This window comes from Paenibacillus terrae, assembly GCF_005217525.1.
In the GTDB taxonomy this organism is placed as follows: Bacteria; Bacillota; Bacilli; order Paenibacillales; family Paenibacillaceae; genus Paenibacillus; species Paenibacillus terrae_C.
The window spans coordinates 750,752-776,183 of sequence record NZ_PNXQ01000016.1; the positions used below are offsets into that span (position 1 = coordinate 750,752).

Consider the following 25,432-nt stretch of genomic DNA (forward strand, 5'->3'; position numbering starts at 1 on the left):
CACCTCCAACATGAGTTTAAGAGATCCTATATTCTTTTCCTTTCGTTACATAGCTGAGTGCCGTACGTGACATCCGCTGCAAATCTGCGTCTGTCAATTCTCGCACCACTTTGGCAGGTGTACCGAGAGAAAGAGTATAGGGTGGTATTTTGGTATTTTCCGTAACGACCGACCCTGCTCCTATTAAAGCATATTCACCAAGCTCAGCTCCGTTGAGTACAATGGCCCCCATACCGATTAAAGTGCCTTTGCCTATCGTACAGCCATGGATAATCGCAGCATGTCCCACCGAAATATCATCCGCCAGCACCAAGGGCTGGTCCGTGTTCACATGTCCCACGACACCGTCCTGAATGTTGCAGCGTTCACCGATGATGACAGGCGCCATATCCCCGCGTAGTACGGCATTGAACCAAACTGAGGAATCTTGGCCGATCGTTACCTTTCCGACAATTTTTGCTCCTTCTGCCACATAGACAGATGGATGGAGCTGTGGCATGTTTCCGTTATAGTGAATCAGCATTCAACTTCACCCTCTCATTTTGGGTGAAATTCTATCAACATGTATGCTGCTTGTCAATGGAGCCGCATACCCGGGTCATTCCGCCCAATGCGGCACTCCCCTGCCAGTTTGAGCCCCCAGGCGGTCATCTGTACAGATGGCCCCGTCGAATGCTCACCCAAACGAAGCATACCCAAGTGGAGCATCATCCGTATAATTCTCTGATCAAAGACCGAACGGGGTGTATCATAATAAAACGGTCTGATCAACGGGCCGATATGTACAAAAAGTGACTCCAAGGACGTCCAAGGCCTGGCACATTCTCCTATCCAATAGACCAGAGAAAGTAGATTGGGAACGGCTCCTTTATACAATCTTAACCAAAACCTGAATAGCTGTATCATCTCATCCTCGATCGCGTACTCCCTGCGTGCCTCCCCCTTTGCCGTCAGCACAACTCGATCCCCCTTTTCCTCAATAAACCTGGAGTGACGTGCATAATCATACAGCAGTGCCATTCGGTCGGGATAAAACTTAAAGGAGGAACCATATCCGAAGCGCCAGCCTCCTTTACCCAGAAGTGGCTCCGCAATGTGCACATGCTCCATTAATTGCTGCTGATTGCGACGATACCAAGCCCCCTCGGGGTTAAGCGGAACTTCATGCTGCTCCATGTACTGAAGGAAAAGTCGTAAATCCTCTGCCAAAAGATGCCCTTCATCCCGGTATGACGTTGGCTCACTTACCCGGATCATTCCGTTTTGCAAGTCTTGCACCATGACACGACGGAAACGCTCCTTCATGTCCAAGGGAATTTGATACAAATACCTCGTATTGTGCGTCGAACCATTGAACAGCCAGCCACTGTTGCGTAAACGGGCCACGATGTCGCGCGGTCGCTCACCGGAATCCCCATTCTCCTCGGCAGATTGTTTGGCAACCGCAATTAATTCCTCCATACTGAAATAAGGCCGGTCATCGAATAGAAGTGCGTTCAAAAACCTTACCTCTGACAACTTCAGCTCTCTGACCTGTATCTCAAAAAAACTGCTGCTGCCGAGCTTTGTCAAAATGCCCTGTATCAGCTCATGTTTGGAATTGGGCTTACAGTCACATTCGTAATACACCGCGATTCTGTTCAAATGCACAATATCCGCAAATGTCAGCATATCTGCCAGATTCATCGTTCCATCGCCTCGTCACTGGACTGTCATCCGGAAATGATTCTTACCTGTTGTACCCACAGCTTTGACGGAATGTTCAGACTCTAAACCTCTTTTTTTGCAAAGCTATAATTAAAAAACAAAAAGACCACGGCTTCTACACTGAGTAGAAGTTCGTGATCTTTCGTCAACCTTTTAAGTTACAACTGCTTTTTTCCTGTAAATGTCTGGTGCAATTATACAACAGCGGCGTCCAATCCGTATCCTCACGCTGGAGAACACTCAGTGACAGATTGCCAATTCGTTCCGTAAACTTCTCCTGATACAAAGCCTTATACAAATTAGCCAAAAAACCGCCATGAGAAACGACTAGCAGGTTCTTGTCCCGGTTTTCTGACCAAATGGCCTCCATAAAAGCCAACCCGCGGAGTTGGAGAGCTTCATCGCTCTCCTGTCCCAGGTCTAGCAGATGCCAGTCGCTCCCCCACTTTTCCTCACGCTCGGCCTGTGTCATGCCCTCGACCTGACCATAGGCACGTTCTCTCAGCCGATCATCCGGCTCCAGCAAAGGAAGGTGAAGAGCAGATGCAATAATCTCTCCCGTCTCCTTCGCTCTCGAAAGGCTGCTTGTAATAAGTCCACCCCAATGATAGGGCTCATCTTTTAAACGTTCTGCCAGCAAGCGTGCCTGCTGGCGCCCTTCCTCATTCAACGGAATATCACTGTGACCCTGGATTTTACCTACCGCATTCCAATCCGTTAATCCATGTCTGATCAAGCCAATAAGCATCGTGTTGTTTCCTCCGCTAATTTGTTATTCAGGCATTGTTATGAATCCGTATTGGAGCCCAGCTGTGCTGCTAATTTCTGACCCGTCTCACACGATGAATCCAGCCCAAAGAAAATAAGGCAAGCGCAAGTGCCAACACAGACAGCAACATCCAATATTGCGGGTAAGTAGGAACAATTCTTGCAACCAGCGGGTCCATAATGCCACTATTCACATCTTTAATGTGGTATTGATATTGTGGAGATGTACTTGTAGTTTCCAGCAAGCCTGTCGGTAAAATACCCGTATCCATGACAGGTGCCGCTTGAGGAGGGTTTTCTTGAGAGGAGCTTCCATTCCAGTTCAAAAACAAAAAGCTACACAAAAATACCGCCAAAAAGCCGGCGATCCATACGGACATATACTTACGGGATGCCGGGTTCACACGCGCACGCCGATGCTCGCCAGGAACAAGCCATGGTGACTCTTCATAAATCCGATCCATGACCCTGCGATTCATAGCTTCCGCCTGCTCATCTGTTATCTCAAAGGAAATATTGCGAATAGCGGATCGACTTTCTTTAGACAAATTCCACTCATTTTCTTCCGAACCATGCCCCCATCCGGCAGACGAGCTTTTAGCTCGTCTGCGCTCCGAGTCTTGTTTCGATACATTTTTGCCTGTAGCGAACAAATCCTCAGCGTCCCTGGATTTCATTGGCTGCTCATCCCTTCGTTTTCCTCATAGAGAGGCTCAAAAAAATAAGGCTCCAACTGCGTCTTCACACTGGTTCTGGCCCGGAAAAGCAGCGATTTCACCGCACTGACTGTCTGCCCCAAAATCGTAGCAATCTCCTGATAGTCCAATTGCTCGTATTCGCGCAAAATCAGCGCAGACCGCTGCTTCTCTGGCAATCTGTTGATCGCTTCACGAACCATCTCTACCTTCTCGCCGCGAAGGACGGCCTGCTCTGGAATCACATCCAATGGAGCAACCGGCACATAGCCGCTCTCCTCCAATGGAACCTGACCGCTACGATGCTTGCGAAGCTCGCTCAGCACCGTATTACGTGCAATCGTATATAACCATGTGGAGAACGATGCATCTACCTCGCGAAAAGAGTGCAGGCTCCGGTACGCTTTATAAAACGTCTCCGAGCATAAGTCCTCAGCAATCATTTCCAGGTTCGAACTTTTCAGCATATGATAAACAAAAGCTAAAATTTTACGTTGGTGCCGCCTCATTAATTCTGAATAAACCTCAACATTACCTTGTTTGATTTCCTGAATCATCTGGGAATCTGTCATCATCCGAGTGAGACCCTCCTCGCCCATACATGTGCTGTTCTCCCATCCGATTCTGTCTATATATACCGAACAGGCCAAAAAAAGTTGCGCACTCTGCGCAAATGATGAAACAGCATCATGGAACATTTGTTTTTTTTTCATACCCTATGTAGTGCCAACAATAACGGTGCTATCCCCAACATTTCTCAATATCCAAAATGGACTTATCCATTGTACCACAAAATAGTCGTCAGTAAAAAAGTCCAAAATCCCCATGATTTCCATCACAGGCTACGTAACGCTAGCAACTGTTTCCGATATACGGCATTTACAACCTATTTTAAGTTTTTTCAAGTTAAAATGGCATAACCTTGAATCTGTCCCTTTTGAATATGTTGGTAAGAATAATCACTCAAAAGAAAACGCTTTAAAAAATTATTGACAAAATGAAAACGTATACATATAATAAAAGTACAGTATGGTTTCTCTCCACTCCTATCCTACTCAGCTACTCTACAAGAGCAGCTACCACCCGGGACTTTACCCGGGTGGCCTTTTTTTTGAAGCCTCATATAATAAGCTGAACTGGAAAGTTACATAAAGTGCCACTGCTCAGTCGGATAGTGCTTCCCATCGCTATTGACCAGCACCATTTCGCCTACTCCGTTTTTATATAAAATTTTCGAATTTAGCTTATACAACAAAGAAAATTTTCTTACCCAGCTATATCACCTTAACCGGGCTTCTCGGCCAAACATAACAAAAAAAACGAGCGCAAAGAATCTCCGCCCGTTTTAAATCTTTTCCTACTACTTCACTCACAGAAAGTGTGATGCTTTTAAGGCGGTCTGTAGCGCAGAGGTTCATTTGAATCTGGAGAAGCGGAGCGTTCGCCTTTGTCGCCGGATTTTCCCATTAAAGCATCTGATCGAAAAAATCCGGCGGCAACAGCGATCGTAAGATCAAATGAATCGCGGAGCGGTGCCCCCTTAACCAACACACACTTTCCTTCCTATACCACCACTTTATAGCTCATCGAATTCAGCAACGCCTTAGCCCGCTCCCAATCCTGCTCCTGACGGAAGGAAAGCCGCATAATACCGGGAACATCCTCCCGGCTTTCGATAATTTGCATATTGCTCAGGTTAATGCTGTGATCCCCCAGTTCTGTTGCAATTCGGCCAATAATCCCCGGGGTATCCGGTACATCAATATACAGATCAAACGTTGAGACGATGACGCCTTTACGGCGCTCCGGCAGCTCACTGCGGAAATGCCCCGCCGCCAAAAACTCGTCAACAATTCCCTCTCCGTCTTGTATTCTCAATAAATGGGTAAAACGCTCAATCTGCCCGTTCCACTCTTCCAGCAGACCTAGCAAAACATCACGATTGCTCAGCAAAATGTCTCGCCACACAATTGGATCACTGGAAGCGATTCGCGTAATATCGCGGAAGCCGCCGGCAGCCAGCGTGCGGTACAGCGGATTCTCGTCATTGTGCTTGCGCACCTGATTCACCAGCGCCGCTGCAATAATATGCGGAAGATGGCTGATCGCCCCGACAATGTCATCGTGCATATCAGGCTGGACACGCACAACCTGGGCTCCTGTATATTTCAACAGACGCTCCAGCGAACTGTAAGCTTCCTCAGGCACACCCTCTGCCGGGGAAAGTACATAGTAGGCATTCTCAAACAGCAAAGCAGAAGCAGCCTTCACACCGGAACGCTCTGAGCCGGCCATCGGATGGCCACCGATAAAATAAGCATTACGTAAAGAGATTTCTGACGCTTTTTTGGCAATCGACGATTTTGTGCTGCCTACATCGGTAATAATGCAACCCTCTTTAAGCGGCAACCTGCTTAACAGCTCCAGATAATGCTCCAGTAAGCCGACAGGTACACATAAAAAAATAAAATCGGCATCCACTGCCGCCTCTTCAACCGAAAGAGTCGCGGTGTCCACGACACCACGGCTCAACATCGGCTCCAACAGTTCGGGAAGATGAGCATGACCAACAACGGTAATGCCCGGCTTCCCTTTAAAACAAAGCGCAAGGGACCCACCAATCAGTCCCACGCCGAAAATGGCAATCTTCATCAATTATCAAATCCCATCTGCGGAAATTATAGACGCGCTTTCGCCGCTTCCGCCCCTAGGACCTGTTCCAGCGCATGGATAAACCACTCATTTTGCGGCTGTGATCCAACTGACACTCTAATGTATGTCGGATATTTGTGATGACCAGCACGAATAATCACGCCTCTACGAAGCAACTCCTGAAATACCTCACCCGACGGGCGATGTACATTCAGCATAATAAAATTACCATGCGCCGGAAAATATTCCAGTCCAAGGCGCTTCAACTCTTTTTGCAAATAGGCTCTGCCCTCTGCGTTGCGGTCACGGCATTCTTGCACAAAATCCTGATCTTCCAACGCCGCAATCGCCGCAGCCTGTGCTACCCGCGAAGTATTGAACGGCTCACGAACCTGATTAATCATACGGATCGTTGCCGCAGTCCCCATTCCGTATCCGATGCGAAGCGATGCTAGGCCATAGATTTTGGAGAAGGTGCGCAATACAACCAGATTTTCATAAGCTGGCAATAAACGAATACCGTCTGGATACGTGCTATCCGTCACAAACTCGGAATACGCCTCATCCAGCACGACCATAACATGCTTCGGCACCCGATCCAAAAATGCGACCAGCTCTGCTTCAGGTACAATCGTGCCTGTCGGGTTGTTCGGATTACAGATCCAGATTATTTTCGTACGGTCGTTAATCTGAGACAACATGGCTTCCAAATCATGCACCCCGTCACGCAAAGGCACCTCAACAGCAACCGCTCCCTCTATTTCCACATTGCTCTTGTATACGGAGAAGGTCTGATCGGCCATGATACTTTCTTCCCCGGGAAGAAGAAAAGCACGCGTAATCAACGCAATAATCTCGTCAGAGCCACAGCCATATATAAACTGATCCTCTTTCAAGCCCGTATGTTTAGCCAGCGCCTGTGTTAAAGCTACCGCGCTGCCGTCAGGATATACACTAATATTCGCAAATTCCTCCTGAATGGCCTGCAATACTTTAGGAGAGCTGCCATACGGATTTTCATTCGAGGCGAGCTTGATCACTTCATCAAGCCCCAACTCGCGCTTCACATCTTCAATCGGTTTACCGGGCTGATATACCGGCAAATGTACAATATGCGGTTTAGGTTGCATGCCCCTACCTCCTCTATTCCATTCAAAACTACATTTGCTTCTTTCTATATTGACGCCAGTTACTGCTTTAATTGTGCCACAAAATTATGAATTTGCAAAAGTCCCTCTTCTCTGCGGGCAGAATCGTCCAGCAGCGGGATTGCTTCCTCCACCTGACGCACAATGGCACTTCCGACGACAACTCCATCACAGATATCTGAAAAACGGGTTACCTGTTCCCTAGTAGAGATACCGAACCCAACCGCTACCGGAATATCCGTATGCCGCTTGACCTGCGCGATGAAGCCCTCTATGCCCTCAAAAAAGGAAGCTCTTTCCCCGGTCACCCCAAGGGAGGATACGCAGTATACAAACCCGCGCGCTTGACGAACAATTCGTTCAATCCGCTGTTCAGAAGTTGGAGCCACCAACGGAATCAGATGCACACCAACCTCTGCTGCCCGTCCTCCCAGCTCTTCTGCTTCCTCAAGCGGAAGATCGGGAATAATCAGGCCGCTGATGCCATGCTTCTGCAAGCCTGCGAAGAAAGCGTCCATGCCCATTTGCAACACAGGATTATAATATGTGAACAAAATAAAAGGCAGGCTTGATCCCGCCGCCCGGGCCAGAGAAGCCGTCTCCATACACGTGCGGATCGAGATCTGCCGTTTCAACGCACGCTCAGACGCACGCTGAATGACAGGTCCGTCAGCCAGCGGGTCCGAATATGGAACGCCCAGCTCTAATATATCAGCTCCGGCCGACTCCAGTTGCCGAATGATTTCTACCGTCGTGTCCACATCCGGATCGCCTACCGTCAAGAAAGGAATTAATGCCGTTTTGCCTTCATTTTTGAGGCGTCCAAACACCTGATCAATTAAATTCATGACGGATTTCCTCCCAAATGCTTAATAATGGAGTCCACATCTTTGTCACCGCGACCCGATAAACAGATAACAATAATATCATCCGCCGTCAAGGTAGGTGCCAGTTTAATGACCTGCGCGACTGCATGTGCCGACTCCAATGCCGGAAGAATACCTTCCGTGCGGCATAACAATTGGAGAGCATCCAGCGCTTCCTGATCGGTAATCGGAACATACTTGGCCCGCTCGATATCCTTCAAATACGAATGCTCCGGCCCAACCCCCGGATAGTCCAATCCCGCCGAGATGGAATGCGCAGGCTGTACCTGTCCGTATTCATCCTGAAGCAGATAACTCATAGAGCCTTGGAAGACACCTTGCGTTCCCTTGCTCATCGTTGCTGCATGAAATTCCGTTTCCACGCCTTTTCCAGCCGCCTCGACGCCAAGCAAAGCAACCTCGTGATCCTCGATAAATGGATAGAACATACCGATAGCATTACTTCCGCCACCGATCGCCGCTACTACGACATCTGGAAGCCTGCCTTCTTTTTCGAGAATTTGACGGCGGGTTTCGTCGCCAATGACACGCTGGAAGTTGCGCACCATCATTGGATACGGATGTGGTCCGACCGCCGAGCCCAAAATATAGAACGTATCATGGACATGGCTCACCCAATACCGCAGAGCTTCATTCCCGGCATCCTTGAGTGTACGTGTGCCCGATGTAACCGGAATGACCTCTGCACCCAACAGTTGCATACGGAATACATTTAGCTGCTGACGTACGGTATCCTCTTCTCCCATGAACACCTTACACTCTAGTCCGAGCAATGCCGCGACGGTCGCCGTTGCAACACCATGCTGACCTGCGCCTGTTTCTGCAATGACCTTCTGCTTACCCATACGCTTCGCCAGCAGTCCCTGCGCCAGCGCATTATTAATTTTGTGGGCTCCGGTATGGTTCAGGTCTTCACGTTTCAAGTAAATTTTAGCCTTGCCCAAGTGCTGACTCAGACGCTCTGCATAATAGAGAGGCGTTTCCCGGCCCGAATAATCCTTTAGCAGTCCGTTCAGCTCTGCGTTAAAATCAGGATCATCCGCATACTTCCGGTAGGATTCCTCCAATTCAATCAGTGCGTTCATCAACGTTTCCGGTACAAAACGTCCGCCAAATGTTCCAAAACGTCCGTTGTTATCAGGTAATTGTGTCATGCCTGCTTCACCCTTTCTACGAATGCCGTGATTTTTGCAATGTCCTTGACTCCATCCGTTTCTACACCGCTGGACACATCCAGCCCTTCGGGATGATACTCGGTAACCAACTTTTCCGCATTATCGGCAGTCAGCCCGCCGGCTACAAACAAAGGAATTCCATGTTGTTGGGTCCAGGTCTGATAGGCAGGAATCCGATCCCACGCAAACGTTTTGCCGGAACCGCCACCATACAGGGGATCATATGTATCCAGCAATAAAGCGTCAATCGTCCCGGCATAGGCATCCAATTCGTCCGTCGGGCGTTCTGTCTGGCCCTTCACCGTCTGCCCTTTACGATCCACAGACCATGCCTTGAATACCTGTACGCCAAAACGCTCCCTGATCTCCCGGCAGCGCTGCGGACTCTCCTGCCCGTGCAGTTGAATGACATCTAATGGTGCTTTCTCCATGACATCATTTAACAGTGCATCATCAGGGTTCACAAATACGCCCACGCTGCGCGGTCTGCTGCCTGGGGTCCATTCATCCAATACGCGAAGCAGCTCTCCAGCCTGCGCGCCGTCAATCCGGCGCTTGCTGTCGGCAAACACAAAACCTATATAATCGATCGGTAAGTTTACCATAGATTTTAGCACTTCAACGCTTTGAAGTCCACAAATTTTTACGCCCGTTTTATTCATGCTCTAACCCCGTCCATCAAATCGACTACAGCCTGTCCTACATCATCCTTGCGCATCAGATGCTCTCCTACCAGGATGCCGTGTGCGCCTACTGAATGTAAATACTTCACATCTTCGGGTCCGGCAATGCCGCTTTCGCTGATAAACGTGACCCCTTTAGGAATCAGTGAGATCAGCTCCTCTGTCGTCTGGAGACGGGTCTCAAATGTCCGCAGATTTCGATTGTTCACACCAATCAAGGTTGCTGTCCCCAGATCCAGTACAGCTTTAAGCTCCTCACTGTCATGCACCTCTACCAATGCGTCCAGGCCCAATTCTTTGGCAATCTGTAAAAAAGACCCCAAAACACGTGGCTCCAGTATAGCCGCAATCAATAGCACCGCATCCGCTCCCAGCAGACGAGCTTCATAAATTTGCCGTTCATCAATGATAAAATCCTTGCGCAGTAACGGAATCTTTACCTGTTCACGAATTTGGTGCAAATATTCAGGACTCCCCTGAAAATACGTCACATCCGTCAGGACAGAAATGCAATCGGCTCCAGCTTCCTCATATGCTCGTGCAATGTCCACCGGATGAAAATCCGGCCGGATCAACCCTTTGGAGGGCGAAGCCTTCTTCACTTCGGCAATCAGTCCGAGCGGGCGGTTGCGGCGCAAAGCTATAGCATCCTCGAATCCTCTCGTCGCAGGTAAATTGGCAACCAATCGTTCGGCTTCACTAATTTGAAAATGCTCCTTAAGCTGCTCTACTTCCTGTCGCTTCGTCACTACAATTCGATCAAGATACATATTGATATTCCCCCGTTGCCTGAATTAATTGATCCAGCTTGGACAGGGCCAGCCCCGAGTCAATCGCTTCCGCTGCCCGTGCTACTCCGTCTGTTAAGGTAGCTGCTGCGCCCGATACATAGATGCACGCGCCGGCATTCGCTAACACGACATCCCGATAAGCTCCGCGCTCCCCGTTCAAAATCCGACCGATAATGTCGGCGTTAACCTGCGCGTCTCCACCCAGCACTTCATCGAGACGGTGCGTCTGTAAACCCAGATCCGACGGGTTAAGTTCAAACGTATGAACCTGACCATCCTTTAGCTCAGATACCCGTGTCGGTGCCGAAATGCTGATTTCATCCAATCCGTCCAGACTGCTGACGACCATGGCCCGCTTGGAGCCGAGTCGATTCAGCACCTCAGCGATCACTTCCGTTTTTCCCGCGTCATAAATGCCCAACAACTGCCGATCCGCACCTGCCGGATTCGTCAAGGGACCGAGCATGTTAAACACCGTTCGTACTCCAAGCTCCCGACGTGGAGCGGCAGCATGCTTCATAGACGGATGGTACAACTGCGCAAATAAAAAGCAGATGCCGATACGATCCAGACATGACCGCGCCTGATCACTCGTCAAATGGATATTGACCCCTAGGGCCTCCAGCACATCGGCGCTTCCGGCACGTCCACTTGCAGAGCGATTGCCATGCTTCGCTACCCGTACAGACACCGAAGCCGCAATAATAGCGGATATCGTGGAAATATTAAACTTGTGAATACCCGAACCCCCGGTTCCGCATGTGTCAAGCAAATGGGTATCACCTTCTCCGGTTTGCACCGGACTGGCATAGCTGCGCATAGCTTCGGCAAATCCGGTGATTTCATCCACCGTCTCCCCCTTAATGCGCAGAGCCGTCAGCAACCCGCCAATTTGCGCCTGCGTGGCACTCCCACTCATAATCTGTTCCATCACGCTGCGGGCCTCCGTACGTGAAAGATGCTGTCCCTCAATGACCCGGCTTAACCCCACTTGCATCATGTCATGTCGTTCCATCGTCGTCTCCTCCTCAAAATCAGATTTTTGTATGTTACGGAGTGTACAAATAATCCTGGTTGATGACGCTGTTGTATGGCTGTACCGTCGCCGGGAACATCGCTTCAGCCGTGCGGATCGCTTTCAGCATCGCCTTGGCCTTGTTCACCGTTTCCTGATACTCGCTTTCCGGAACCGAGTCCCACACAATCCCTGCACCCGCCTGAACATAAGCCCGGTTCTTTTTAAACACAATCGTACGAATCGTGATACAAGCATCCATATTGCCCGAGAAGCCCAGGTATCCGATGGCTCCTGCATAAGGCCCACGCGCTTCCCGCTCCAGCTCGGCAATAATCTCCATCGCCCGCAGCTTCGGAGCCCCTGATACTGTACCAGCTGGCAAGCAGGACAGGAAAGCATCGAAGAAATCTTTATCCTCCCGTAGCTCACCCGATACATTGGATACAATGTGCATCACGTGGGAATAGCGTTCAATTTCCATAAACGTATCGCATTTGACCGTACCGAACTGAGATACACGTCCCAGATCATTTCTTCCCAAATCAACCAGCATCAGATGCTCGGCACGTTCTTTTTCATCCTTCAGCAGCTCTTCAGCGAGCGCTATATCTTCTGCTTCTGTCACTCCACGAGGCCTCGTTCCGGCAATAGGGCGGGTTTCCACCTGACCGTTTTCCACCTTGACGAGTGCCTCCGGCGAAGTGCCCACGATGATCTCGTCATCCATTTTCAAATAATACATATAAGGAGACGGGTTCATCGTGCGCAACACGCGGTATACCTGTAAAGGAGATGCATCTGTGTCAATGTGAAAGCGCTGGGACAGCACGACCTGAAAAATATCACCTGAGCGAATATATTCCTTCGCCTGCTCCACGTTTGAAATAAACTGCTCCTTCGTTACATTCGACTGAATCTCACCCAACTCCACATCGTCAGGAATAGAGGCTGCTCCCATCGTCTCTGGAGGTGTCTGCTTACGCAGGTACTGCGCTGTCGCCTCCAGCTTGCGCTCCACCTCGGCATAAGCAGCACGGATGTCCTCATCGTTGAAGCCTTCTCCTACATGAACATTGCCCACCAGCAAAATTTGCTGCTTCACATGATCAAAAACGATAACTTGATCGCAGAACATAAAACGAATATCATCCATATTCAAATCATCTACTGCATGCTCTGGCAGTTTTTCATAGTACTGCAGCAGATCATATCCAAAAAATCCGATAGCCCCGCCTGTAAATGGAGGCATTTCTTTCAGCTTCGGGCTACGGTACTTTCGAAGCAACGCCTTGAGCGCTTCAAGCGGCTTGTCGTTTAATATTTGTCGCTTACCATGCTGCTCCAGGATCAAACGGCCTTTTTTGCCGGAAACCATTAGGAACGGGTCCGTTCCGATGAATGAATGTCGCGCCCACTGCTCGCCTCCTTCTACACTCTCCAGCAGAAAGGCCCGGTCCCGCTCAGCGTACCGACGGAAAATCCGAATCGGCGTCTCCATATCGGCCAGCACTTTTTTGTACACAGGAATCAGGTTAAATTCATTCGCCATCGTTATCACTTGCTCCACATGCGGCGTTAACATGAGATCACTTCCTTTCCAAATTGGCGCAGAACCCAAAGGAGAGAATATAAAAAGCCTCCACCGGAAGGTAGAGGCTGTCAGTTATTGAAATTATAAGAATGCTACCATATGCAAAATGACTACAACAAATATACAAAGTATACACTCATCCCTTTGTATAACCTGGGTTACTTCAAATAAGCCTCTTCGCCTAGGAAGATTCTCCGTGGACAAAAGCTTACCCGCTACCGCCGGTCTCTGTAATCAATCATATGGAATTGGCTCAACTGCACTCTTCTCATCTCAGCTCTGGCTAACTCTACTCAACTCTGCTACACACACTATATCTCATACGATGTTACTTTGGCAACCATCAACTTTAAAAACAGGCGATTACTTCCCTTGGGATGCCAAATCCGGTCTCAGTGCCTGCGCTCCGTTCAAATATACATGTTTGATTTCTCGCTGTGTTTTAACCGTATTCACCTGTACCATCAAACGGATGCATTTCGGCAAGCTGCCCTCTACGGGAATTTCTAACGAACACATAAGCGGAACCATATCCCAGCCGTCAAGCTGGCGGATCGCCTTTGCCGGGAAAGTAGCATTCAGATCATGGGTCACCGTAATCCATACGTTGCTAATATCCTCCGGCTGAATTCCATTGTAGGACACAATTTCCTCTAATAGCAGGCATGTGGCTTCCAAAATTTCGTTTTCTTCATTGTTCGCTACGGTTGTCGCCCCACGAATTCCACGATTGTACATCGTTACGCCTCCTCTTTTAGCTGTTCAATTACTTGTCGGATGTAAGAGACGGAAATATCCTTCACTACCTCCACACGCCCGATGCTGCGTGGGACGACAAAAGTAATACTGCCTTCCTTAAACTTTTTGTCATGCATCATCGCATCCAGCAGACGATCTGTTTCAAGATGAGCGGGAAGAGAAGTCGGTAAACGAAGCGAAGCCAGCATATCCCTCGTTTCTGTAACCAAAGAAGGATCTGCCCCCAGCTTCACACCCAGAAGTGCAGAGCCGACCATACCAATAGAAATCGCTTCCCCGTGTAAAAACTCTCCATACCCCGCAATCGCCTCTATCGCATGACCAATGGTGTGTCCGAGGTTTAGAATAGCGCGTAAATCGTTTTCACGTTCATCGCGCGACACCACTTCGGCTTTCACAGAACAGCCCTTCTCCAGCCCATACTCCAGGGCTACCGCGTCCAAAGCCAGCAAATCAGCCGCATGATCGCGGCACCACTGGGCAAAATCAGCATCCCAGATCAAGCCATGCTTGATCATTTCAGCCAGCCCGGCAGATACCTCACGCGGAGGCAATGTAGACAACGTATCCACGTCATACAATACCAATTCCGGTTGATGGAAGGCCCCAATCATATTTTTTGCCAAAGGATGATTGATGCCGACCTTGCCTCCCACGCTACTGTCATGCGCAAGGATTGTAGTTGGAATCTGTACGAACTTGACGCCTCTCATAAAAGAAGCTGCTACAAATCCTGCCAAATCGCCCACTACACCACCACCAAGTGCGATAACGGCTGAATTGCGGTCCAAACCGCCCTCGATAGCTGCTGTAATCACCTGCTCATACACAGCAAGCGATTTGGACTTTTCACCCGGCTTGACGACAAAGGATACCGTCTTGTAGCCCGATTCCTGAAGATTACTCTCCAGTGTCGCCAAGTAAAATGTCGCTGTATGTTCGTCAGAAACAATCAACAATGGACTTTTTTGCGCAATTTCTCGTTCCTTCAAAAGCTCTCCAGCCCGATGTAACAGTCCACGTCCGATATGAATGGGATAGGATCGCTCCCCAAGCTGTACCGTCAGCGTACTCATCTTAGTACCGTCCCAGTTGTTCTTCATAGGATGCAATATTCGCACGGATTTCTTCAATCGAATCCCCGCCGAATTTTTCAAGCAAAGCCTTGGCAATCTCCCAGGCTACAACATGCTCCATAACCACACTTGCTGCTGGTACGGCACATGCATCCGAACGCTCAACCTGAGCGGTGAACGCTTCCTTCGTATCAATATCCACGCTTTGTAACGGCTTGTACAGCGTCGGGATCGGCTTCATCACGCCACGAACCACGACAGGCATTCCGTTTGTCATACCGCCCTCGAAACCGCCCAAACGATTGGAACGGCGGTGATATCCACGTTCATCATCATGCAAAATCTCATCATGTACCTGCGAACCACGCAGTTCTCCTGCTTCAAAGCCAATACCGATTTCCACACCTTTAAACGCATTAATGGACATGACTCCTTGAGCAATGCGTGCATCCAGCTTGCGATCATACTGTACATGGCTGCCTAGACCGATTGGAACACCTTCCACGATACATTCCACTACGCCGCCAACCGAATCGCCTTCTTGCTTGATAAGGTCAATGTAGGCTTCCATTTTCTTTTCCGTCTCCGGATCGGTTACTCTCACCGAAGAGGCTTCTGTCACGGCGATCAGCTCGTCAATCGGCAACTCGCGGTAAGGTGCCTCGATTTCTCCAATGCGGATAACCTGCCCAGCCACCTTGATTCCGAACTCTGCCAGCAATTGACGGGCCAAACCGCCGCATGCAACACGAATCGCCGTTTCACGGGCACTAGAACGTTCCAGCACGTTGCGCAGATCCTTCAGATTGTATTTCAGTCCGCCGTTCAGATCTGCATGACCCGGACGCGGACGGTGAACCCGGCGCTTTTCCTCGTCGCTGCCTTCAATGGGCTCAATATTCATAATGTTCTGCCAATGCTTCCAATCGTTGTTTTCCACAATCAGGGCAATCGGCGCACCTGTGGTATACCCGTGACGAACGCCTCCGGCAATGTTGGCCGTATCCTTTTCAATCTGCATACGTCGACCCCGTCCATACCCCTTCTGACGACGGTGTAGCTGAAAATTCAATTCTTCAAAATCCAATTTTAAATTACTCGGCATGCCCTCTACAATCGCAGTAAGCTGGGGACCATGCGTTTCCCCCGCGGTTAAGTAACGTAAACTCATGACGCGTTCCCCCTTTAAACTGTTAAACTGTGCATCGCTAAAATCTCTAACTGTGCTTCATTATAGTATACGCACCTTTCTTTGACAAGAAAAGCCACGGTGTTCAGATAAAGAAAAACACGTCCTTTGGTCAAAGCCAAGGGACGTGTTTTTCTGATAAGCCAACAGCCAACGTACTCGTTGTTAGGCACAACTGGCTACAAAACAATGGACTATATGTCCAGGCTTATGCTTTTTTACGATAAAAAAAGGTTTCCGTTGATTCCAGACCATATTGGTTTGGAGAAAAAATTTGCTCTGTACTGCCAACAAACAGCACACCGCCAGCACGAAGGCTGGCTGCAAACTTCTGGTACAGCTTATGCTTGGCCTCTTCCGTAAAATAAATCATGACATTACGGCAAATAATGAGATCATAGCCGTCCTCAAACCGATCCAGAAGCAAATTTTGCTTTTGAAATTTCACAGCCTGCTTCAAACGGTCATCAATTCGATACATCGCACCATCCGGCTTGAAATACTTACTGGCTACCTGTTCAGGCACATCCTTGAGCGAGCGCTCCAAATATCTGCCTTCCTTGGCTTTAGCCAGTGCGCCGTCATCAATGTCAGAAGCTGTAATGGAGCAATTACCCAAAATCCCCTTGCCATCCAGCACCATAGCCAAGCTGTACGGCTCCTCGCCAGTCGAGCAAGCCGCACTCCACAGCTTGAGCTTCTGCTTACCTGTAAGTAGCTGTGGCAAAATCGTATCCCGCAACACTTCCCACCGATTGGGATTACGCCAAAACTCTGAAACATTGATCGTCATCCGATCCAGAAATTCATAGAACAAAGGCTTTTCTTTCATCATGGCATCATAAAAAGAAACAAAACTGGGAAACCCGTTTTTGTTGCGAAGCGTCGTTAACCGCCTTTTCATCTGTGCTTCCTTGTATTGTGCAAGATCAATACCTGTGCTGTCCTTGATTTTGCGGATAAACGCTGTGTAATCGGGGTCCGTCTGACCCAGTTCCATATCCGTCATGCTACCATCCTTCTTCATTCGAAATTAAACTTACACCCAGGTCGCCACACTTTTTTCATACCGAACGCTTTCCTCCGGCGTGAAAAAATTCGCAATCTCGCGCTCCGCGCTCTCCGGTGAATCTGAACCGTGAATGAGGTTAAACGGTGTATGTGCAGCAAAGTCCCCCCGAATCGTGCCAGGAAGAGCCTCTGTCACTTGTGTTTTACCAATTAGCAGGCGGGACAGGGTAACGATGTTATCCCCTTCCCACACCATGGCGAATACAGGTCCAGAAGTGATAAAGCCTACAAGCTCTTCAAAAAAGGGCTTGCCCACATGCTCCGCATAATGCCGTTCCGCCTGTTCTCTAGATACCTGTACAAGCTTACCAGCCGTCATTTTGAAGCCCTTGTCTTCCAGACGACTAATAATACGTCCAATTAGTCCACGTTGTACTCCATCCGGTTTAACCATCAAAAACGTACGATCCATCGGCTCACTCCCAATCCAATCTAATGTATTTATACAGTACTAAACTGTATTGTAACAGAAAGCTTGGAAACGGTTAAAGTATTTTGTCACAACAAACCCAAAACACAACTTTAGTAGGAGCGACGGGTCACAAAATGAGCAATATCGAGCAGCGTCTTTTTCGTTTTGACATCTGGCAGTAAGTCCAGCGCGTGTAGCGCTTTTTTAATATATCGGTCGGCGAGAATTTCCGCTTTAGCGATTCCTTCACTTTTTTTAATCATATCCACCGCTTTGCGAGCATCTCCCTGCCCGTCCCCAGCCTGAATACGACCGATTTCAGCCAATAGATCGTCACGCAGCTCAGGCTGTCCAAGCGCATAAATAACCGGAAGCGTAATATTCCCCTGCCTCATATCACTGCCCGGCGGCTTGCCAATCTTTTTTTCCGTGCCACACAGATCGAGCAAATCATCCTGAATTTGAAAAGCCATACCCACATTGTAGCCGTAGGAATACAAGAGAGAATTTACTCTTTCCCCCGCATCCGCAGCCATAGCTCCCAATTGGCAGCTGACCGCAATCAACAATGCCGTTTTACGTCGTATGCGAAGCAAATAATTACGCACACTCTGATCCACATTAAAAAAGTCTCGGATTTGTTCCATTTCACCGATGGACATTTGCACCAGCGCCTTGGACAGCACCCGATGAATGTCCGGATTCGGCAGTCCTGCGACTATCGAAAGTGCACGCGCATATATGTAATCTCCGGTGTACATGGCCACCCGATTGTCCCATTTGGACTTCACGGTTGGCTGACCGCGCCTCATCTCCGCATCGTCAATCACATCATCATGAACGAGGGAAGCAGAATGAATCAGTTCCAGCGGTACCGCTATGCGTTTGAGCTTGTCCAGATCGTATTCCCCAAATTTGCCTCCCAGCAGTACAAATACCGGCCGCAAACGCTTGCCTCCCGCTTTGAGCAGATGAAGCGACGTATCATTAATCAACGGCTCCGTGCTGTCTATGCTTCGGTACAGCTCTTCTTCTATAAAGTTCATATCCTTTTTCAACAAACCGAACAAATCCAATCGTTTCATTCTTTCACCCGTGTCAGCGTATTGTCACTCCAGAGAAGCGGCTTCACTCGTCGGTCAAGCAGCCCCAGTTCATGCGCATACTGAAAATATAGCTCTAAACCCTTTTGTTCCTTCTCTCCAAAATCATAACACAGATTAGTAAAGTAGCGCTCCCAATAATCCCGCAGGCCTCCAATTTCCTTGCAGGCTTCAGAAATAACAGACGTCAGATCAGACAGGCTGCACTGCTTGCTTGCACGAAATGCATTCGCTACTTCAGTTACCGCATCAGGATTCTGTGCAGCAAAAGCACGGCGTACTGCCCATACGGCAAAAGTCATACTGTAACCCGTCCAGCGTTTCCACTCTTCTCCGAGGTCCGTAACGTACAGACCATCACGCAGCCAGGATGCCTTGATCGCATGATCTCCAATCAACAGCCCCGCATCCGCCTGCTCTAGCATCAGGTCCAAATCCGGCTCGCAGTCGAAATAGGAAGGTTGTCCTTCCCACGCCTTCTGCATCAAAATTTTCAACAAATTCACGGATGTTGCAGACGTATTCGTCAACGCAATCGTTCCGTTTTTAATTTCATCCAACGGCTTGCGTGAGAACAGCAAAATGGATTGCACTGGACCGTCTGCGCTGACAGACAGATCCGGCAACAGCAGCATATCCTCGGCACCGGATGCATAAGCAAAGGAGGACATCGCGCTGATGTCCAAATCTCCTTTCAGCATGCTTCGGTTCAATTCAGCCGGGACTCTAGAAACCAGCTCCGCCGGATGGAGAAGCTGTGAAGGATTAAAATAATGAAAAATGGGCCAAGCATTTGTATATTTAATTTTTCCGATTGTGATTGTCTTGGTGTCCGGTGTCGGCATCGGAGTCCCCCCATCTCGTAAACAGTTGATGTTCAATACGCAAGCTGTCCAATACTTTGCCTACGAGGAACAACACCATATCATCCAGCGTCTTCGGATGAAAGTAAAAAGCCGGCATAGCAGGAATCATTTTGACCCCAAGCCTTGCAAGCTTAAGCATATTTTCCAAATGAATGGCATGCAGCGGCGTCTCACGAGGCACCAGAATGAGCGGTCGGCCTTCCTTCATCATCACGTCTGCTGCACGCGCCATGAGATTATCGGACGAGCCGTGCGCCACTGCGGACAACGTACCCATTGAGCAAGGCATGATAACCATCGCATCCACCAGATAGGAGCCGCTCGCAATTGAGGCGCCAATATCCGTGAATGGATGGTATACAAGAGAACCGGGACGGCTTCCGAATTTGTCATTCAGCGCCCCCTCCCGGTCAGTCACGTTCCAGCCTAATTCCTCTTTCAGTACCCGCCAGCCGGCGTTGGAAACAATCAGGTGAACTGTATATTGCAAATCAAGCAGTGTCTCTATCAGTCGTACCCCATAAATGCTTCCGCTCGCGCCTGTAATGCCAATAACGATTCGTTTGCCTTGATGGTTGCTCACCTGATTATGATTCATAAGTATTGACGCACCACCAAATCAACCAGTGTAAATGCAAATACGACCATGCTTAGTACACCGTTCATCGTAAAGAACGCCGTCTGCACACGACTCAGGTCCTTCGGAGATACGATATAGTGCTCATAGAATAAGATGATGTACGAAATAATCATGCCCGCCAGATACCACCAGCTTAAATCTGTAATAAAGAATAGAACAATAAATCCAATCGCCGTAATGACATGGAATGCCCGGGCGATGTTGAGCGCACCTGCTACACCAAAACGGGCAGGAATGGAATAAACGCCCTCATTCTGGTCAAAATCAATATCCTGACAAGCATAAATAATATCAAATCCAGCCGTCCAAAATGCAATCGTGAGATATAACACGATTGCAGTTAAATCTATTTGCCCCGTCACTGCAACCCACGCGCCCAGCGGCGCCAATCCAATGGTCAGACCCAGTACGAAGTGGCACAGCCAGGTAAAACGCTTGGTGTAAGAGTAAAAAACGAGCATAAAAAAGGCCAGCGGGAACAGCTTGAACGCCAGCGGACTTAGCTTGAATGATGCCCAGAACAACAGCACCAGACTGACGATGATGAAAATGACCACTTCGCTCGACTTGAGCAGCCCCGCCGGGATGGCACGTCCTGCCGTACGTGGATTTTTCGCATCTATAACACGGTCGATCATGCGATTGAAGCCGAAAGCCGCGCTACGTGCGCCAACCATAGCCAGCAAGATCCATCCGATCTGCGACCACGAAGGAAGCGTGTCCATCACAACAACTGACCCCAATACAGCCCCCATAAATGCAAATGGGAGCGCAAATAACGTATGTTCAATTTTAATCATTTCCAAAAAAATAGCAATTTTCTTAAACATGCTGACTCTCCTTGATTCCAATATGCAATGCCGCAATGCCTCCAGTAAGTGAATGAGCCTGTACATCCTTTAATCCGACTTCGCGGAAGATGCCTGACAGCTCATCCCTTCCCGGAAAAAGCGCCAACGAATCAGGGAGCCATTTGTATTGCTCATAACGTTTGGCGAACAATTTGCCGAGCATGGGCAAGATGTGTTGAAAATATGCGTAGTAAATTCCCTTGAACGGCTGCCATGTAGGCTTGGACAGCTCCAGACATACAACCTGCCCGCCCGGTTTGACGACCCGCTGCATTTCCTGCAACACGCGGCGCAGATCAGGCACATTGCGCAGACCAAAGCCAATTGTTGCGTAGTCAAAAGAATTGTCTTCAAAAGGCAGCTCCATCGCGTTGCCCCGAACAAGCTTGATCTGGTTTTCACGAGCTTCCGACGCAATCTTGCGCTCGCCTACATTTAGCATGTTCTGGCTAAAATCCAGCCCTACGATGTGACCACTTTCACTTGCACGCGCCATCGCGAGCGTCCAGTCACACGTACCACAGCAAAGATCGATTGCCGTATCCCCGTGGTCCATGTTCATTTTTTTCATCGTAAATTTACGCCAAGCCTTATGTCTGCGAAAGCTCAGTATATCGTTCATCAAGTCGTATTTACCTGCAATGCTTTCAAACACGCCATGAACGAATTGCTCTTTCGGCTTGGTGTCACTTGATCCCATGACGTTCACCTAACCTTCCCTCACAACCGGGTGTGGACTATTCAGCAGCTTCAGGAAAGGCTCCAGCATGCGTTCGAATCCCTCAATCCCCGTATTTCGATCATCTGACAGGATCTGCCGGATGTGTGTAACAGCTATGCGGAGCTTGTCCAGTATTGTGGCCTCGGCTTTGTACTTCAGAATAAGCTCTCGCCATGCATCAGCGTCTGGACTGTTCTCTGACAATAGTTCCCGTTCATTTGGGTCACCATTACCATAAACATGCCAGAACATATATCCGAATCGGGACTTATCCGGTACTGCACGCTTGTCCCATTCCTCTGCCAGTGTATCACAGAGCGCAAATTCGTTGAGAAGCTGTTCCCAAACTTCCCGATCCTGTTCTGCCACAAGTGAAGTAAAGGATAAAAAAAGCTCCTTTTTAAAACGAACCATCTGAGTTAAATACTGTGCCGCGTTCAGACGAAAATGCTTCATTTCCCAGTACAGACTCATTTTCCCCGCATTTACTTCACATACAGCATCACTCAGCTTCGAAATGGCCGTAATGCTGCCTGCCAATGCAAGCAACTGATAAAAGCGGCTGCTAAAATAGTCCCCGGCTAACACTTTCAGCTGTCTGGAACGCATTTCCTCCGAGCTCCGTGTTCCCGACAGAGTATCAATCATATCATGCGTATCCAGCCCCATCTGCACGAGTGAGGTAACCAGTGCGTACAGTTCATCCTCGCTTGCATGCAGCTCCTGCGCATTCCGGTTCAAAAACATAAACAACAGACGGGTACGGCTGTCAGGAAAAGCTGGCATTTCCGTATGTTGTTGAATCATGTCATATTCCACATATTTCCTTGCTAATTGGGGTACGCGATACAGTTTCATCCTAAGCCTCCGAGCCATGACTTTCTGGTGTACTCAAATAATTGCAATGCCTTATATTATATCACAATTTAAAATGATTAGCGACTAAAGTACTGTAGGTCCAACAACAGAAATACCTAATCTGTGTATACACCGTTAAACCTGCTTTGCCACATTGGAGTTACCGTAATACGGAAGCGGGTTTTCAGCTCCTCCGGCAAGTCCGCGCCTTCCCTGCTTCTCAGCTGATCCAGCGTTTCACTCGTCCACTCGTTCCGGCGTATATCGGATGCCAGCAACAAGTGACGTTCTCCTGACCATTCATCCTGGGTCACTACCCGAAGCAGTAATTGCCGTACATTCGTCGTTCCATAAAAACTAAAGGCGGCAATCTCCGCCATATTTTGATAGATTTCAAGCGGAGCGGTTTCTTCCTTGGACAGCTTTACATCCAGGGTCAGGACCGAATTTTCCCAGCTTACGCGGGCAATCGGTGTCGTCAAAGGAAGCTCATTCAGCGTATCCACCAGATTGTCATCGGTCAGCAGCACCCGCTGCTGCGAAGATACCGTCGCCTGTGTCTCACGAACAGCAGCGGTTCCAGAATCCAGCGCCTGTAAGGATGGCAGCAGTATAGCAGCCGCAGTGGTTATGAGAATCGAGCCGCTTAGCACAATCCAAGGTTTCATTCAGAGCCTCCCCTGACCCCTACCCTGTTATGGGTTTGCTACGGTAAAGGTCCTCACTCTCATTGTACAACAAAAAAAAGCAGGCTATGCCTGCATTTTAGTCCTCCGTATCCATGACTCCGTGTTTGGTCATCACAACAGCCTTGCCGCGAATTTTAATCGCAGAGGTATGATCGGTAAATTGGACGATCAGCACCTCACCCTTGTCCAATTTTTCTGAATGATGCAGGCGTGTATCCTGACCTCTTGTCAGACCAAAAACCTGACATCCGTTGCTTTTTGCTTTAATCACAACGTACTCACTGCTACCCTTCACGTTATCTTCCATATCCATTTCCCCCCTGAGAGCCGAAGCTATACTTTTTATGATGGAGATTCAAGCTTGTTTTGTCAACCACATGCTTTCGGTGCTAACTGCAACAGTTACCGCGTTCCGAGCCATACTATCCGTGCAGCCCATCTGCTAACGAAAGGAGCGAATCGGATGAAAAACTATCGTCCCGCTAATCTGAGTCCTGCCCAAGTAGAGCGGCTTCAACAGCTTGAGCATGAATTTACCGAGCTGGCGGGTGAACCGCTGGTGCTGATCGCCTATGCTTCATGCAACGACAGAATCACTTCCTCTGCTTCATCCCGCATTACATCTGCTACGGAATAACATAACAAAAAGAAAAGGCCGTGAATCAAATTCACGGTCTTTTCAGCGCAATGGGAATATGTAAGAAATCTTATTTAATTCCGTCCTTGAGCGCTTTCCCCGGTTTAAATGCCGGAATTTTGCTCGCAGGGATTTCGATTTCTTCTCCTGTTTGCGGGTTACGTCCTTTACGTGCAGAACGTTCACGAACCTCAAAGTTCCCGAAGCCTACCAGTTGCACCTTGTCTCCGCTTTGCAGCGCTCCGGAGATCGCTTCGAATACAGCGTCAACGGCTTTAGTCACGTCTTTTTTGGACAATTCAGTGCTTTCGGAAACCTGATTGATCAAATCGGTTTTATTCATAATATTCACCTCCCAGTTCAAGTGTAGTCCAGCATTAAGGTTATCGGTGTTGTACAACCGATATGAAGTCGCCTGTATAAAATAACCCGGGCGGCATATGCCTTCCATAATGTTATCATCTGTTTCCGTTTCGCCGTTAAATATACATAGAATATACCTAACCTCCGCAATATAGAGACAATATCGCCGAAACTGGCGTTTTATGGCACCCTTCTTGCGTGGAACAAGGTTTATAGTAATACAGTCCACAGACAATTTCAAGTACGACGACGGTTTAGCACATAAAAAGTGACGGCCAGCGCGAGCACCAGTACAATTCCTTTGACAATATCATGAGCAAAATACTGCACATTCATCATCGTCAGACCGTTCACTAATACCCCGATCAAAACGGCACCAATAAACGTACCAATGACATTCGGTTTACCCGCTCCAAAGACCGAAAATCCTACAAAAACGGCGGCTACCGCCTCCATTAGCAAGGGAGAACCTGCATCAATTTGGCCTGATCCTACTCGCGAGGCATACAAAATACCAGCAATGGCCGCAAATACGCCTGAAGCGACGTAAGCCAGTGTGCGAACTTTTTTTATCCGTATGCCTGACAGACGAGCTGCTTCCTCATTTCCTCCGGTCACATACATTTGACGCCCATGCTTTGTGTAGGTTAAGAAAATATGCACTGCCGCTACCGCTAGCAGCAGCAAAATAACCGAAATCGGGATGCCTAGCCATTTGCCTTGTCCCAAAATAAGAAAAGCAGAAGATATTTCCCCTGGCGCCTTGCTGCCATCAGGAAACTGCATATGATTATAGATGGTGTAGCCTTGAGCGTACGTTTTATGAATCCCGCTTACAATATACATCATCGCAAGGGTTGCCAGCAAATCGGGAATACGAAGCTTAACGATCAACAATGAGTTGAATAGTCCCACCACCGCACCAACAACCAAAGATACAATAATGACCACCGCAACAGGCTGTTCATACCAGACCATCAACGAAGCTGAAACAATAGTGGTCAGAGACACCGTAGCTCCCACCGAAAGATCAAAACCGTCCACGATGAGAGACAACGTCACACCAATTGCGACGAAAGTCA

Annotated in this window: 30 protein-coding genes; 1 reads left to right on the forward strand and 29 read right to left on the reverse strand. The window is 48.7% G+C overall.

What is annotated here, in order from left to right:
• Positions 1 to 16 precede the first annotated feature (16 nt).
• From C1I60_RS20950 to mtrB, 27 genes are all read right to left on the reverse strand, one after another.
• Positions 17 to 523, reverse strand: a complete 507-nt coding sequence (locus C1I60_RS20950; RefSeq protein ID WP_137063448.1) for a gamma carbonic anhydrase family protein — start codon at positions 521 to 523, stop codon at positions 17 to 19.
• A gap of 53 nt (positions 524 to 576) precedes the next feature.
• Positions 577 to 1,686, reverse strand: a complete 1,110-nt coding sequence (locus tag C1I60_RS20955) for a hypothetical protein (RefSeq protein ID WP_137063449.1) — start codon at positions 1,684 to 1,686, stop codon at positions 577 to 579.
• A gap of 166 nt (positions 1,687 to 1,852) precedes the next feature.
• Positions 1,853 to 2,455 carry a histidine phosphatase family protein gene (locus tag C1I60_RS20960; RefSeq protein WP_137063450.1) on the reverse strand — a complete coding sequence of 201 codons (603 nt, stop codon included), beginning with the start codon at positions 2,453 to 2,455 and terminating at the stop codon, positions 1,853 to 1,855.
• A 70-nt stretch (positions 2,456 to 2,525) separates the two neighbouring features.
• On the reverse strand, positions 2,526 to 3,152 hold the full coding sequence (locus C1I60_RS20965) for an anti-sigma factor (protein ID WP_137063451.1): 627 nt from the start codon (positions 3,150 to 3,152) through the stop codon (positions 2,526 to 2,528).
• On the reverse strand, positions 3,149 to 3,745 hold the full coding sequence (locus C1I60_RS20970; protein ID WP_014282079.1) for an RNA polymerase sigma factor: 597 nt from the start codon (positions 3,743 to 3,745) through the stop codon (positions 3,149 to 3,151). Before C1I60_RS20970 ends, C1I60_RS20965 begins: the two co-directional genes overlap by 4 nt.
• Before the next feature lie 814 nt (positions 3,746 to 4,559).
• Positions 4,560 to 4,721, reverse strand: coding sequence for a hypothetical protein (locus C1I60_RS24595; protein WP_170970863.1), 162 nt, complete (start codon positions 4,719 to 4,721; stop codon positions 4,560 to 4,562).
• Positions 4,722 to 4,733: 12 nt separating this feature from the next.
• Positions 4,734 to 5,822 carry a prephenate dehydrogenase gene (locus C1I60_RS20975; RefSeq protein WP_137063452.1) on the reverse strand — a complete coding sequence of 363 codons (1,089 nt, stop codon included), beginning with the start codon at positions 5,820 to 5,822 and terminating at the stop codon, positions 4,734 to 4,736.
• 26 nt (positions 5,823 to 5,848) lie between these two features.
• Positions 5,849 to 6,952, reverse strand: a complete 1,104-nt coding sequence (hisC, locus tag C1I60_RS20980) for a histidinol-phosphate transaminase (RefSeq protein ID WP_137063453.1) — start codon at positions 6,950 to 6,952, stop codon at positions 5,849 to 5,851.
• Between the two features lie 59 nt (positions 6,953 to 7,011).
• Entirely contained in the window at positions 7,012 to 7,818 is an 807-nt protein-coding gene (trpA, locus tag C1I60_RS20985) for a tryptophan synthase subunit alpha (protein WP_137063454.1), read from the reverse strand.
• Entirely contained in the window at positions 7,815 to 9,011 is a 1,197-nt protein-coding gene (gene trpB / locus C1I60_RS20990) for a tryptophan synthase subunit beta (protein WP_137063455.1), read from the reverse strand. Before trpB ends, trpA begins: the two co-directional genes overlap by 4 nt.
• Positions 9,008 to 9,694 carry a phosphoribosylanthranilate isomerase gene (locus C1I60_RS20995; protein ID WP_137063456.1) on the reverse strand — a complete coding sequence of 229 codons (687 nt, stop codon included), beginning with the start codon at positions 9,692 to 9,694 and terminating at the stop codon, positions 9,008 to 9,010. Before C1I60_RS20995 ends, trpB begins: the two co-directional genes overlap by 4 nt.
• Positions 9,691 to 10,485, reverse strand: a complete 795-nt coding sequence (gene trpC / locus C1I60_RS21000; protein WP_137063457.1) for an indole-3-glycerol phosphate synthase TrpC — start codon at positions 10,483 to 10,485, stop codon at positions 9,691 to 9,693. The genes C1I60_RS20995 and trpC overlap by 4 nt, the downstream gene beginning before the upstream one ends.
• The gene (trpD, locus tag C1I60_RS21005) at positions 10,475 to 11,521 is read right to left on the reverse strand and encodes an anthranilate phosphoribosyltransferase (protein ID WP_137063458.1); all 1,047 of its coding nucleotides are present in this window, start codon (positions 11,519 to 11,521) and stop codon (positions 10,475 to 10,477) included. The genes trpC and trpD overlap by 11 nt, the downstream gene beginning before the upstream one ends.
• Before the next feature lie 34 nt (positions 11,522 to 11,555).
• Positions 11,556 to 13,106, reverse strand: coding sequence for an anthranilate synthase component I (gene trpE, locus C1I60_RS21010; RefSeq protein WP_137063459.1), 1,551 nt, complete (start codon positions 13,104 to 13,106; stop codon positions 11,556 to 11,558).
• Positions 13,107 to 13,478: 372 nt separating this feature from the next.
• Positions 13,479 to 13,853: a chorismate mutase gene (gene aroH / locus C1I60_RS21015; RefSeq protein WP_044646769.1), complete on the reverse strand. Its 375-nt coding sequence runs from the start codon at positions 13,851 to 13,853 to the stop codon at positions 13,479 to 13,481.
• A 2-nt stretch (positions 13,854 to 13,855) separates the two neighbouring features.
• The gene (aroB, locus tag C1I60_RS21020; RefSeq protein ID WP_137063874.1) at positions 13,856 to 14,950 is read right to left on the reverse strand and encodes a 3-dehydroquinate synthase; all 1,095 of its coding nucleotides are present in this window, start codon (positions 14,948 to 14,950) and stop codon (positions 13,856 to 13,858) included.
• 1 nt (position 14,951) lies between these two features.
• Positions 14,952 to 16,121, reverse strand: a complete 1,170-nt coding sequence (gene aroC / locus C1I60_RS21025) for a chorismate synthase (RefSeq protein WP_137063460.1) — start codon at positions 16,119 to 16,121, stop codon at positions 14,952 to 14,954.
• A 226-nt stretch (positions 16,122 to 16,347) separates the two neighbouring features.
• Positions 16,348 to 17,148 (reverse strand): CheR family methyltransferase, encoded by an 801-nt coding sequence (locus tag C1I60_RS21030; protein WP_137063875.1) that lies wholly within the window; start codon positions 17,146 to 17,148, stop codon positions 16,348 to 16,350.
• 30 nt (positions 17,149 to 17,178) lie between these two features.
• A complete protein-coding gene (ndk, locus tag C1I60_RS21035) occupies positions 17,179 to 17,622 on the reverse strand; it encodes a nucleoside-diphosphate kinase (RefSeq protein WP_025682239.1) in 444 nt (147 codons plus the stop codon).
• Positions 17,623 to 17,732: 110 nt separating this feature from the next.
• On the reverse strand, positions 17,733 to 18,707 hold the full coding sequence (locus C1I60_RS21040) for a polyprenyl synthetase family protein (protein ID WP_137063461.1): 975 nt from the start codon (positions 18,705 to 18,707) through the stop codon (positions 17,733 to 17,735).
• Entirely contained in the window at positions 18,704 to 19,570 is an 867-nt protein-coding gene (locus tag C1I60_RS21045) for a menaquinone biosynthesis protein (protein WP_137063462.1), read from the reverse strand. The genes C1I60_RS21040 and C1I60_RS21045 overlap by 4 nt, the downstream gene beginning before the upstream one ends.
• Positions 19,527 to 20,189 carry a UbiX family flavin prenyltransferase gene (locus tag C1I60_RS21050; protein ID WP_137063463.1) on the reverse strand — a complete coding sequence of 221 codons (663 nt, stop codon included), beginning with the start codon at positions 20,187 to 20,189 and terminating at the stop codon, positions 19,527 to 19,529. The genes C1I60_RS21045 and C1I60_RS21050 overlap by 44 nt, the downstream gene beginning before the upstream one ends.
• Positions 20,186 to 21,061 (reverse strand): UbiA-like polyprenyltransferase, encoded by an 876-nt coding sequence (locus tag C1I60_RS21055; protein ID WP_137063464.1) that lies wholly within the window; start codon positions 21,059 to 21,061, stop codon positions 20,186 to 20,188. The genes C1I60_RS21050 and C1I60_RS21055 overlap by 4 nt, the downstream gene beginning before the upstream one ends.
• Positions 21,054 to 21,782: a demethylmenaquinone methyltransferase gene (locus C1I60_RS21060; RefSeq protein WP_137063465.1), complete on the reverse strand. Its 729-nt coding sequence runs from the start codon at positions 21,780 to 21,782 to the stop codon at positions 21,054 to 21,056. The genes C1I60_RS21055 and C1I60_RS21060 overlap by 8 nt, the downstream gene beginning before the upstream one ends.
• A gap of 9 nt (positions 21,783 to 21,791) precedes the next feature.
• Entirely contained in the window at positions 21,792 to 22,661 is an 870-nt protein-coding gene (locus tag C1I60_RS21065; RefSeq protein ID WP_137063466.1) for a heptaprenyl diphosphate synthase component 1, read from the reverse strand.
• A 116-nt stretch (positions 22,662 to 22,777) separates the two neighbouring features.
• Positions 22,778 to 23,329 (reverse strand): hypothetical protein, encoded by a 552-nt coding sequence (locus C1I60_RS21070; protein ID WP_137063467.1) that lies wholly within the window; start codon positions 23,327 to 23,329, stop codon positions 22,778 to 22,780.
• 97 nt (positions 23,330 to 23,426) lie between these two features.
• The gene (gene mtrB / locus C1I60_RS21075) at positions 23,427 to 23,657 is read right to left on the reverse strand and encodes a trp RNA-binding attenuation protein MtrB (RefSeq protein WP_137063468.1); all 231 of its coding nucleotides are present in this window, start codon (positions 23,655 to 23,657) and stop codon (positions 23,427 to 23,429) included.
• 156 nt (positions 23,658 to 23,813) lie between these two features.
• On the opposite strand from mtrB, the gene C1I60_RS24600 reads away from it, so the two are divergent.
• Positions 23,814 to 23,987: a hypothetical protein gene (locus C1I60_RS24600; RefSeq protein ID WP_170970864.1), complete on the forward strand. Its 174-nt coding sequence runs from the start codon at positions 23,814 to 23,816 to the stop codon at positions 23,985 to 23,987.
• A gap of 70 nt (positions 23,988 to 24,057) precedes the next feature.
• Here the strand turns inward: C1I60_RS24600 and C1I60_RS21080 are convergent, their stop codons facing one another.
• Complete coding sequence (locus C1I60_RS21080) at positions 24,058 to 24,330, reverse strand: HU family DNA-binding protein (RefSeq protein ID WP_137063469.1); 273 nt, start codon at positions 24,328 to 24,330, stop codon at positions 24,058 to 24,060.
• A 257-nt stretch (positions 24,331 to 24,587) separates the two neighbouring features.
• Positions 24,588 to 25,432 (reverse strand): ABC transporter permease (locus C1I60_RS21085; RefSeq protein WP_252361817.1); only part of this gene is annotated, 845 nt, incomplete at its 5' end.

Coding starts and splice junctions, on each gene's coding strand:
- mtrB (WP_137063468.1), bottom strand. CDS start 23,657: ATGGAAGATAACGTGAAGGGTAGCAGTGAGTACGTTGTGATTAAAGCA.
- C1I60_RS21080 (WP_137063469.1), bottom strand. CDS start 24,330: ATGAATAAAACCGATTTGATCAATCAGGTTTCCGAAAGCACTGAATTG.
- trpA (WP_137063454.1), bottom strand. CDS start 7,818: ATGAATTTAATTGATCAGGTGTTTGGACGCCTCAAAAATGAAGGCAAA.
- C1I60_RS20975 (WP_137063452.1), bottom strand. CDS start 5,822: ATGAAGATTGCCATTTTCGGCGTGGGACTGATTGGTGGGTCCCTTGCG.
- C1I60_RS21050 (WP_137063463.1), bottom strand. CDS start 20,189: ATGAATCATAATCAGGTGAGCAACCATCAAGGCAAACGAATCGTTATT.
- trpE (WP_137063459.1), bottom strand. CDS start 13,106: ATGTTAACGCCGCATGTGGAGCAAGTGATAACGATGGCGAATGAATTT.
- C1I60_RS21065 (WP_137063466.1), bottom strand. CDS start 22,661: ATGAAACTGTATCGCGTACCCCAATTAGCAAGGAAATATGTGGAATAT.
- C1I60_RS21060 (WP_137063465.1), bottom strand. CDS start 21,782: ATGGGATCAAGTGACACCAAGCCGAAAGAGCAATTCGTTCATGGCGTG.
- C1I60_RS21030 (WP_137063875.1), bottom strand. CDS start 17,148: ATGACGGATATGGAACTGGGTCAGACGGACCCCGATTACACAGCGTTT.
- C1I60_RS21045 (WP_137063462.1), bottom strand. CDS start 19,570: ATGCCGACACCGGACACCAAGACAATCACAATCGGAAAAATTAAATAT.
- C1I60_RS20965 (WP_137063451.1), bottom strand. CDS start 3,152: ATGAAATCCAGGGACGCTGAGGATTTGTTCGCTACAGGCAAAAATGTA.
- C1I60_RS20950 (WP_137063448.1), bottom strand. CDS start 523: ATGCTGATTCACTATAACGGAAACATGCCACAGCTCCATCCATCTGTC.
- C1I60_RS21070 (WP_137063467.1), bottom strand. CDS start 23,329: ATGAAACCTTGGATTGTGCTAAGCGGCTCGATTCTCATAACCACTGCG.
- ndk (WP_025682239.1), bottom strand. CDS start 17,622: ATGGATCGTACGTTTTTGATGGTTAAACCGGATGGAGTACAACGTGGA.
- trpC (WP_137063457.1), bottom strand. CDS start 10,485: ATGTATCTTGATCGAATTGTAGTGACGAAGCGACAGGAAGTAGAGCAG.
- C1I60_RS20970 (WP_014282079.1), bottom strand. CDS start 3,745: ATGATGACAGATTCCCAGATGATTCAGGAAATCAAACAAGGTAATGTT.
- C1I60_RS20960 (WP_137063450.1), bottom strand. CDS start 2,455: ATGCTTATTGGCTTGATCAGACATGGATTAACGGATTGGAATGCGGTA.
- C1I60_RS21055 (WP_137063464.1), bottom strand. CDS start 21,061: ATGTTTAAGAAAATTGCTATTTTTTTGGAAATGATTAAAATTGAACAT.
- trpD (WP_137063458.1), bottom strand. CDS start 11,521: ATGGAACGACATGACATGATGCAAGTGGGGTTAAGCCGGGTCATTGAG.
- C1I60_RS21040 (WP_137063461.1), bottom strand. CDS start 18,707: ATGAAACGATTGGATTTGTTCGGTTTGTTGAAAAAGGATATGAACTTT.
- trpB (WP_137063455.1), bottom strand. CDS start 9,011: ATGACACAATTACCTGATAACAACGGACGTTTTGGAACATTTGGCGGA.
- C1I60_RS24600 (WP_170970864.1), top strand. CDS start 23,814: ATGAAAAACTATCGTCCCGCTAATCTGAGTCCTGCCCAAGTAGAGCGG.
- aroH (WP_044646769.1), bottom strand. CDS start 13,853: ATGTACAATCGTGGAATTCGTGGGGCGACAACCGTAGCGAACAATGAA.
- aroB (WP_137063874.1), bottom strand. CDS start 14,950: ATGAGTACGCTGACGGTACAGCTTGGGGAGCGATCCTATCCCATTCAT.
- aroC (WP_137063460.1), bottom strand. CDS start 16,121: ATGAGTTTACGTTACTTAACCGCGGGGGAAACGCATGGTCCCCAGCTT.
- C1I60_RS20995 (WP_137063456.1), bottom strand. CDS start 9,694: ATGAATAAAACGGGCGTAAAAATTTGTGGACTTCAAAGCGTTGAAGTG.
- C1I60_RS20955 (WP_137063449.1), bottom strand. CDS start 1,686: ATGAATCTGGCAGATATGCTGACATTTGCGGATATTGTGCATTTGAAC.
- hisC (WP_137063453.1), bottom strand. CDS start 6,952: ATGCAACCTAAACCGCATATTGTACATTTGCCGGTATATCAGCCCGGT.